Source organism: Candidatus Zixiibacteriota bacterium, from assembly GCA_020853795.1.
Taxonomy (GTDB): domain Bacteria; phylum Zixibacteria; class MSB-5A5; order CAIYYT01; family CAIYYT01; genus JADJGC01.
Map to the genome: position 1 here is coordinate 1 of JADYYF010000184.1, position 3,483 is coordinate 3,483.

General features: G+C 59.7%; 2 protein-coding genes. One reads left to right on the forward strand and one right to left on the reverse strand.

The annotated features are described in order from the left end of the window. A partial coding sequence (gene uvrA, locus IT585_14190; protein ID MCC6964398.1) for an excinuclease ABC subunit UvrA occupies positions 1-2,130 on the forward strand: 2,130 nt, incomplete at its 5' end. Positions 2,131-2,146: 16 nt separating this feature from the next. Here the strand turns inward: uvrA and IT585_14195 are convergent. Next, on the reverse strand, positions 2,147-3,483 hold a 1,337-nt coding region (locus IT585_14195; GenBank protein ID MCC6964399.1), incomplete at its 5' end, for a hypothetical protein.

Genomic DNA, 3,483 nt, shown 5'->3' on the forward strand with positions numbered 1-3,483 from the left:
TGTCCAAATTGCGATATTTCGTTCGAGGAATTGTCGCCGCGGATGTTCTCGTTCAATTCGCCGTACGGCGCCTGCACAGGTTGTTCGGGACTGGGACACAAGATGGAGGTCGACCCCGATCGCGTCGTGCCGGATCCGTACCTGTCGATCAACGACGGCGCGATCCATCCCTGGCGCGCCGACATGTCGAACTGGTATCGCGTGATGCTGCGCGGGGTGGCAGAGCGTTACGGCTTCAAATTCACGACGCCGTTCAAGGATTTGACCAAGGAACAGCAGCAGGCGGTGTTGTACGGCACCGACAAAGAGTTGACCTTTCGCTACGAGTCGCGCGAAGGCCGGCACAAGGGCGAGTATCGCGGCAAGTTCGAGGGTGTGATTCCGAATCTTGAGCGGCGCTACCGGCAGACGGAGTCCTCCGGCATCCGCCAGTGGATCGAGACCTACATGTCGATGTCGCCCTGCCAGGTGTGCAAGGGGTCGCGGCTCAAGCGCGAAGCGACTTCGGTCTACGTCAGCGGGGAATCAATAGCAACCGTGACGGCGATGTCGGTGAAGCGCGCGCACAAGTTCTTCAACAACCTGACGCTGACGCCCAAGCAGGCGACGATCGCCAAGCAGATTCTCAAGGAAGTGCGCGAGCGGCTGGGCTTTTTGATCAACGTCGGACTCGACTATCTGACCCTCGACCGGATGGCATCGACGCTGTCGGGCGGCGAGGCGCAGCGTATCCGGCTGGCGACGCAGATCGGGTCGCGGCTGGTGGGGGTGCTGTACATTCTCGATGAACCGTCGATCGGTCTGCACCAGCGCGACAACGAGCGTTTGCTCAATACGTTGATGGAGCTGCGCGATCTGGGCAACACCGTATTGGTGGTCGAGCACGATCGCGACACGATCGAGCGCGCTGACTGGGTGATCGACCTGGGGCCGGGCGCCGGTATTCACGGCGGGCAAGTGGTCGCGGCGGGAACTCCCAAGGCGATTATTAAGAATCCGAAATCGCTGACCGGCCAGTACCTTTCGCGGCGGCGGTCGATTCATGTGCCGGCGCATCGGCGTTCCGGCAACGGCAAAGTGGTATCGCTGCGCGGCGCGCGCGGGAATAATCTCAAGGAAGTCGATATCGAAATCCCGCTCGGAATTTTCACCTGCGTCACCGGCGTTTCCGGTTCGGGCAAGTCGACGCTGATCAATGAGACGCTGTACCGAATCATGGCGCGGCACTTCTGGGACGCCAAGCACGAGCCGCTGCCGTACAAGAGCGTCAACGGGCTGGAGCACCTCGACAAGGTGATCGACATCGACCAATCGCCGATCGGGCGCACGCCGCGTTCGAATCCGGCGACGTATACTGGCACGTTTACCTTCATCCGCGACCTGTTCGCGCAACTCCCGGAGTCGAAGATTCGCGGCTATCTGCCCGGACGATTCAGTTTCAACGTGCGCGGCGGACGCTGCGAGGCCTGCCAGGGGGACGGTATCATTAAGATCGAGATGCATTTTCTTCCCGACGTGTACGTGCCGTGCGAAGTTTGCCGCGGCGAGCGCTATAATCGCGAGACGCTGGAGGTCAAGTACAAGGGCAAGTCGATTTCCGAGGTGCTTGACATGACGGTGTCGGAGGCGCTGACGTTTTTCGCGAGCATTCCTTCGCTGCGCAAGAAGCTGGAAGTACTGCAACAGGTCGGCCTGGGCTATGTGCATCTTGGCCAGCAGGCGACCCAGCTCTCCGGTGGCGAGGCGCAGCGCGTCAAGTTGGCGACCGAGTTGTCGAAAACGGCGACCGGCAATACGCTCTACATCCTTGATGAGCCGACGACGGGGCTGCATTTCGAAGATATCAAGATGCTACTGGGCGTGCTCAATGAACTGGTAGAGCGAGGCAATACGGTGGTGGTGATCGAACACAACCTCGATGTGATCAAGACCGCAGATTATGTGATCGACCTCGGGCCGGAGGGCGGCGACGAGGGCGGAATTGTCGTGGCGGCCGGCACGCCGGAGGAGGTGGCGGCCGTGAAGAATTCGTTCACTGGGCAGTTCTTGCGCGACGAGTTGGCGCGCGAGAAGGCCACCGCGCCGGCGAAATCGCCGAAAAAATCGGGGCGCGTGAAGATGGCGGGGTGAGGGGGATCGTTCCGACCTACAACTCCATCTCAGCGTACTCGAGTTTGGCGAGGCGGTGCGGAATCAGTTTCTTGAGCACCAGACCGGCAAGCGCGATCAGAAGCAATAGGGCAGCGACAATCGCGCTATAGCCGAGCGCGCCGCCGTAACCGAACTTTGACAACAGCATCATCGGGATGATAATGAAGGCGATCGGGACGAACATGCCGATAATGTAGATCATTTGCCGCTGGCCGGTACGCGCCGGCACGCTGAAGGGGATGCGCGGAATCAGGATGATATTGAAGCGCACGAGCAACACCATCATCAGGAACAACACCAGACAGTGCAGGGACGAATGCAGGTAGTTGCCGAAAAAATACCCGAGAATTCCTACCAGCAGTAACGCGTAGGGCAGGCAGAAGAAGAGAATCGCAAACTTGCCGGAAGCCATGACGAGTTTCGTGCGCTCGGCGGGCGACGAGAAGAACACCCACGAGGCCGCCGCGGAGGATGAGTAGCCGGTGCTCGACACGACGATAAAGGGCATGATTGCAACAGCAAAGTAGAACAGGAAATTGCCGGAGGATTTGGCGCCGGGGTCGGGCGCAAATGGATCGACCACCATATTGCCGTCGCGGATTCCCATGAACAGATAAAAGAGCGTCAGCGGGACGATGACCAGGATCGCCATTTTGAAGCGGTTATCGTACTTGAATTGTGCGCGAATCAACTTGCGCACGGCGGTGTCCTCCGAAGTTGAGACAGCATCGATCAAACGGCCAAAGATTGTCTTGCCGGTACGCGTCGTATCCGGCTTTTCCTGCTTTTCGACCATCTCCGTCAGTGTCAGTGCGTAGCCGGAAGAGAGGCGCGCCATGCCCAGGTAAGCGAGCACGATCAGCGCCGCAACGCCGGCCAATGCTGCCAGCAGATGATCGCCGCGAAATGACTCGAGCGGCAGGGCAGTCCAGGCGGCGTACCAGGCGGGTGGTGCAAGATTGAGCGCAGGCAGGTCGAGGCGGCTGGTATCGAGTTTGCCGAGGTAATCAAGCGCCTGCGGAAAAAAGATGTAGCCGGCGTAGAGCACGGTAATGAAGAGGAGCTGGGTGTAGCCGAGGACGCGGTTCATCGTACCACGGTTGATAACGCGCAGCATCAGGCTGTAGAAAACGATGAAAAAAAGCGCGGTTGCCAGTGCGGTCGCCCAGCCGGAGAGAAAGGTCAGCGGCCCCATCCACCAGGCGTGGAAGCGAATTGCGGCGACGACGGCTGGCGCAGCGACTATCGCGAAGGCCAGCACCGAAACATAGCCGGCGAAATGCGCGGCTTTGACGGCAAAAAAGGTTTTGGAACTGACCGGGTGCGGCGACA